4 protein-coding genes are annotated in these 5540 nt (G+C 69.4%); all 4 read right to left on the bottom strand.

The genetic code is table 11. The annotated features are described in order from the left end of the window. Positions 1–64 precede the first annotated feature (64 nt). The 4 genes from ACFWFI_RS40620 to ACFWFI_RS40605 are packed head-to-tail and all read right to left on the bottom strand — an operon-like array spanning position 65 to position 5113. Positions 65–1348: a nucleotide sugar dehydrogenase gene (locus ACFWFI_RS40620; RefSeq protein WP_387400655.1), complete on the bottom strand. Its 1284-nt coding sequence runs from the start codon at positions 1346–1348 to the stop codon at positions 65–67. Then, complete coding sequence (locus ACFWFI_RS40615; RefSeq protein WP_387400653.1) at positions 1345–2973, bottom strand: glycosyltransferase family 2 protein; 1629 nt, start codon at positions 2971–2973, stop codon at positions 1345–1347. Before ACFWFI_RS40615 ends, ACFWFI_RS40620 begins: the two co-directional genes overlap by 4 nt. Further along, the gene (locus ACFWFI_RS40610; RefSeq protein ID WP_387400651.1) at positions 2970–3998 is read right to left on the bottom strand and encodes a Gfo/Idh/MocA family protein; all 1029 of its coding nucleotides are present in this window, start codon (positions 3996–3998) and stop codon (positions 2970–2972) included. The genes ACFWFI_RS40615 and ACFWFI_RS40610 overlap by 4 nt, the downstream gene beginning before the upstream one ends. Continuing rightward, positions 3995–5113: a DegT/DnrJ/EryC1/StrS family aminotransferase gene (locus tag ACFWFI_RS40605; RefSeq protein ID WP_387400649.1), complete on the bottom strand. Its 1119-nt coding sequence runs from the start codon at positions 5111–5113 to the stop codon at positions 3995–3997. The genes ACFWFI_RS40610 and ACFWFI_RS40605 overlap by 4 nt, the downstream gene beginning before the upstream one ends. Positions 5114–5540 lie beyond the last annotated feature (427 nt).

The following is a 5540-nucleotide window of genomic DNA, read 5'->3' as shown; positions in this document are numbered from 1 at the left end:
GCTTTCCTGGGCAGCGAGAGGCCCCGGCGACCGTCGCCGGGGCCTCCTGGACGGTACGGGCGGCTCAGCCGCCGATGACGACGCGGCGGACGCCTGCCCAGTTGGCCGGGTCGGTCGTGCGGCGGCCGTCGACCAGGACGCGGACGTCCGGCAGGTCGGCGGCGGCCAGCAGGCGGTACTCCGCGTGGTCGGCCTGGAGGACCGCCGCGGTGACTGCCTGACCCTCGTGCGGCACGAGGCCGTGCGCGGTCAGTTCGTCGGCCGTGTACATGGGATCGGAGACGAACGGCACCGCGCCGCGGGCCTTCAGCGCCTCGACGACCCCGAAGACACCGGAGAAGGCGGTCTCCTTGACTCCCCCGCGGTAGGCGGCGCCCAGCACCAGGACCCCGACGCCGTCCAGGTCGCCGTAGGCGGCGGCCAGCAGGTCGACGGAGTACTCGGGCATCGCGGCGTTGGCCTCACGGGCCGAGCGCACGACGGTGGCCTCCGGGTCGTTCCACAGGTACATCCGCGGGTAGATCGGGATGCAGTGGCCGCCGACGGCGATGCCGGGCTGGTGGATGTGGCTGTAGGGCTGGCTGTTGCAGGCCTCGATGACCTTCTTGACGTCGATGTCGTTCTTGTCGGCGAACCGGGCGAACTGGTTGGCCAGACCGATGTTGACGTCGCGGTACGTGGTCTCGGCAAGCTTGGCGAGCTCGGAGGCCTCCGCCGTACCGAGGTCCCAGACACCGTTCGGGCGCGGCAGGTCCTCCCGGTCGTCGAAGTCGAGCACGGCCTCGTAGAACTCCACACCGCGCTGCGAGGACGCCTCGTCGATGCCGCCGACGAGCTTGGGGTAGCGACGCAGGTCCGCGAAGACGCGGCCGGTCAGCACGCGCTCCGGCGAGAAGACGAGGTGGAAGTCGCGACCCGGGGTGAGGCCGGAGCCCTCGGCGAGCATCGGCGCCCACCGGGTACGCGTGGTGCCCACCGGCAGGGTGGTCTCGTAGCTGACGAGGGTGCCCGGCTTCAGGCCCGCGGCGATCGCCTTCGTCGCCGCGTCCATCCATCCGAAGTCCGGGGTGCCCTCCGCGTCCACGAAGAGCGGGACGACGACCACGACGGCGTCCGACGCGGCGACCGCCGCGGTGGTGTCCGTGGTCGCGGAGAGCAGGCCCGCGCCCACGGTCTCCTTGAGCTTGACGTCCAGGTCGTGCTCGCCGGGGAACGGCTCGGTGGCCGCGTTGACCAGTTCGACGACCTTCGCGTTGACGTCCGCGCCAATGACCTTGTGGCCCTTGGCGGCGAACTGCACGGCGAGCGGGAGGCCGATCTTGCCGAGCGCGACTACACAGATGTTCATCGGGTCACTTTCCTCTTCAGCCTGGACAGCATGTGGCGCAGCCGCTTGCCCGCACCGGGTTTGATCTCCCACAGGGGCGCCGTCGTGATCACGAGCCGGCCCTTGGGGTTCTGGTTCGCCGCCACCCTGTACGGGACGGCCTGCCGCCAGCGGCGGGCCAGGGGCAGCGGCTTTCCGTGGGTCTTCACGGGGATCTCGTACGTCGAGCCTGCCACGTCCACGTATACACGGACGCCGAGCTTCGCCTTCACGGCACCTACGGGAATCCGGCCACGCACCGTCGTGGTCCGGCCGTCGCCGGTCGCACCGCGGGTGAACTCGCCTTCCGGCTGGGGAAGTTCCTGTCCGGCCGGCAAGCGGCGGGCACCGGCCTTGTCGGCGCTCTTCGGCATGGCCCCCTTGGCCAGGCGCACGGTCAGGGTGCCGGCGTCGCCCAGGACACCGACCCGGGCTGTGAGCACGAGGTGCAGGTCGTCGCCGGCCTGGTCCCATTCGGCGGCGACGAGCTGCGTGCCCTGTGCCAGCCGCCCGGGCACGGCCTCGCCGACCAGCTCGTAGACCCGGTCGGGAAGGCCGAGGGCCGCGTCGCGGAAACCGGGGTACATCGCGAAGGCCCGGCCGTCCTCCAGGTGGAAGGGCGGGGCACCGTGCTCCGCCTCCTCCGTGATCGCACGGACCAGCTCGTCCACGGCGCCCGCCTGCGCGAGACAGATCCGCACCCGGCGCTTGACGTCGAGGGAGTCCCTGAGCTCGTCGGTGAGGTACTCGTCCGCGAGGGCTGCGATCCCCGCGCACACCTCCTGCCGGGTTCCCGCGTCGAGTGCCGGGAAGTCGCCCTGGATGAGCTTGGCGAGCTCCCAGGTGAAGTGCCGCTTGAAGAGCGCGTCCCGGTCGGGGCCGGCCTCCACGAGTGTGGCGGCGTGCTTCATGATCGAGGCCGTGCAGCGCAGCCGCGACAAGTGGTCGGCCCGGTAGGTGATGTTGCTGGCGTCGCCGCGCTTCACCGCGTAATAGAAGTCGTAGTCCGAGAGAACCGAGATCTTGCGGGCCCGGACGCACGCTTCGATGGTGAACGGCTGGTCGCTGCCCACCGGCAGGTCTTCGGGAAAGCGCAGTCCGTGCTTCTCGACCAGCTCGCGTCGGAAAAGCTTGGTGTTCGCCAGCGTGAAAGGCAGATCCGAACGGAAGAGGCTGATGTCGGGATCGTTCTTCTTGTAGAGCTTCTGGTGCACATACCGGCCGTTGGTTCCGACCATCTTGCCGATGACCACGTCGGAGTCGTGCTCGTCCGCATAGCTCACCATGCGAGCGAGGGCTTCCTCGCCCAGGTAGTCGTCGGAACCGATGAAGTACACGTACCGGCCGGTGGCCACTTCCAGGGCACGGTTGCTCGGCGCCGCCGGGCCCCCGGAGTTCTCCTGGTGGATCACCTTGACCGTGCCCGGGTACCTCGCCGCGAAGCGGTCCAGTTCCTCGCTGCTCCTGTCGGTCGATCCGTCGTCCACCGCGATGACCTCGAGCCTCTCCAGCCCGATGCTCTGCCCCACAAGTGAGTTCAGGCACTCGGTGAGATAGGGCATCGTGTTGTAGACGGCTACGACCACGGAAACATCAGGTCGGGTCAACTGGCCACGACCTCGGGAGATGACCCCTTGTCGTCCAGCCGCACGGCGAGGCCGGTCGCTGCGGATTCCAGCACCGCTGCGGCCACCTCGACGGTACGCAGCCCCTGCCGCAGTGTGCAGATGTCTGCCGACTCGCCCCGGACCGCGTTCCTGAAGAGCTCGTGCTCGACCAGCAGCGGCTCGCGCTTCGGGATCGCGTAGCGGATCATGTCGCCCTCGGAAACACCACGGAACGCGCGCAGCGCCTCCCATTCGGTGGTCACCGCCGCGTTCGAGTGGAACGTGAGGTCGGCGGTGAGCGTGTCGGCGATGTAGCAGCCGCGCTCACCGGTGACCGACGTGAAACGCTCCTTGAGCGGGCTCAGCCAGTTGACCAGGTGGTTGACCATGGTGCCGTCGGAGAGCTGGCCCACCGCGGAGACCATGTCCTCGTGCGGGCGCCCCGACTTGGAGACGGTGTGGGCCGCGATCGAGGTGTAGGTCTGGCCGGTCACCCAGCCCGTCAGGTCGATGTCGTGCGTGGCGAGGTCCTTGACCACGCCGACGTCCGCGATGCGGTGGGGGAAGGGGCCCTGGCGGCGGGTGACGACCTGGAAGACGTCGCCCAGCTCGCCGACCTCCAGACGGCTGCGCAGCGAGCGCAGGGCCGGGTTGCAGCGCTCGATGTGGCCGACGCCGGCCACGAGACCGCGTGACTCGAAGGCCTCGACGAGGCGGCGGGCGCCCTCGACCGTGTCGGCCAGCGGCTTCTCGATCAGGGCGCAGACGCCCGCGTCGGCCAGCTGCAGGCCGACCTCTTCGTGCAGCGCGGTCGGGCAGGCCACGACCGCGTAGTCGATGCCGAGCGCGATGAGCTCCTCGACGGTCGACAGGACGGGGGCGCCCTGCGCCCAGCCGTTCTTGTCGCCCATCGGGTCGACCACGCCGACCAGTTCCACGCCTTCGAGGCCGGCGAGGACACGGGCGTGGTGGCGCCCCATGGAGCCGAGGCCGACGAGGCCGGCCTTCAGTACGGCGGTGGTCACAGGCTCTCCCCCAGTGCGTTCACTGCGTTCGCGATGCGCTCGAGGTCGCCCTCACCGAGCGACGGGTGGACGGGGAGCGAGACGACCTCGGCGGCGGCCCGCTCGGTCTCGGGCAGGTCCCAGTTCCGGCCGGCCTTCTGGTCCGGCTCCCAGTACGGCTTCAGCCGGTGGATCGGGGTCGGGTAGTAGACGGCGTTGCCGATGCCCGCCTCGGTGAGCTTGGCCATCACGGCCTCACGGTCGCCCTGCACCCGGATCGTGTACTGGTGGTAGACGTGGCGGGCGCCCTCGGCGACCGGAGGCGTCGTCACGTTCGGGGCGGAGATGTGCGCGTCGAGGTACGCGGCGTTGGCGCGGCGCTGCTCGGTCCACGCACCGACCTTGGTGAGCTGTACGCGGCCGACGGCTGCGGCCACGTCCGTCATGCGCATGTTGGCGCCGACGATCTCGTTGGCGTACCGCTGCTCCATGCCCTGGTTGCGCAGGAGGCGCAGGGTGCGGGCGAGTTCGGCGTCGGCCGTGGTGACCATGCCGCCCTCGAGAGCGTGCATGTTCTTCGTCGGGTAGAAGCTGAACGTTCCGCCCTCGCCGAACGCGCCGACGGGGGTGCCGTTCAGGGCCGCGGCGTGCGCCTGGCACGCGTCTTCGACAACAGCGAGTTTGTACTTGCGCGCAATGGGCATGAGCTTGTCCATGGCAGCCGGGTGACCGTAGAGGTGCACGGGCATTATGGCGGCCGTGCGCGGCGTGACCGCCGCCTCCACGGCGGACGGGTCCAGGCCGTAGCTGCCCGGCTCGATGTCGGCGAACACGACGTCGGCGCCGACCAGCCGGACGGCGTTGGCGGATGCCGCGAAGGAGAAGGAAGGGACGATCACCTCGTCGCCCGGGCCGATACCGAGGGCGAGCAGGAGCATGTGCAGAGCGGAGGTACCGGAGTTGACGGCGACGCAGTGGCGGCCGTCGACCAGCTCGGAGAAGCCCTCCTCGAAGGCCGCGACCTCGGGGCCCTGCACGACGCGACCGCTGCGCAGCACGCGTACCGCGGCCTCGATCTCTTCTTCACCGATGACCGGGCGGGCAGCAGGAATCGGCTGCTCGTTGATGCTCGTCATGGACGTCCTCCTTGAACACCGCAAGAGCTCATCACAGGCAGAGATCTGGGGTGCGGGACGTCTCACGAGGCCGCGCATAACCCCGCCGGCACAATGCCGACGCCCTACCGAGGAAATTGGGCCCGGTCGGTCCTGAACCGGGTCGGTCACCGACCGTAGTTCCCTCGCAGGAACTTCACAGGCAGCGACCGCCGTCACATTATCAGGGATTTCTCAGGCCATTTCGGGCCCGTTAACCGGCCTCTGCATCAGTTCTGAAACAAAGCACGTGTCCCGCCCCGAAGGCTTCGGGGCGGGACACGGATCGATGAACAACCGGTTACGAAATGCTCAGTCGGCGGCCGGCCCCGAGTTGTCGGACGAAGCCGAAGCCGTCACGGAAGGCGACGACTGCTCGGCGGCGACGGTCTTCTTCGCCGCTGCCTTC

This window comes from Streptomyces sp. NPDC060209 (assembly GCF_042728155.1).
Classification (GTDB): domain Bacteria; phylum Actinomycetota; class Actinomycetes; order Streptomycetales; family Streptomycetaceae; genus Streptomyces.
The sequence above is the reverse complement of the archived record's forward strand: the minus strand, read 5'-3'. Positions and strand labels throughout refer to the sequence as shown.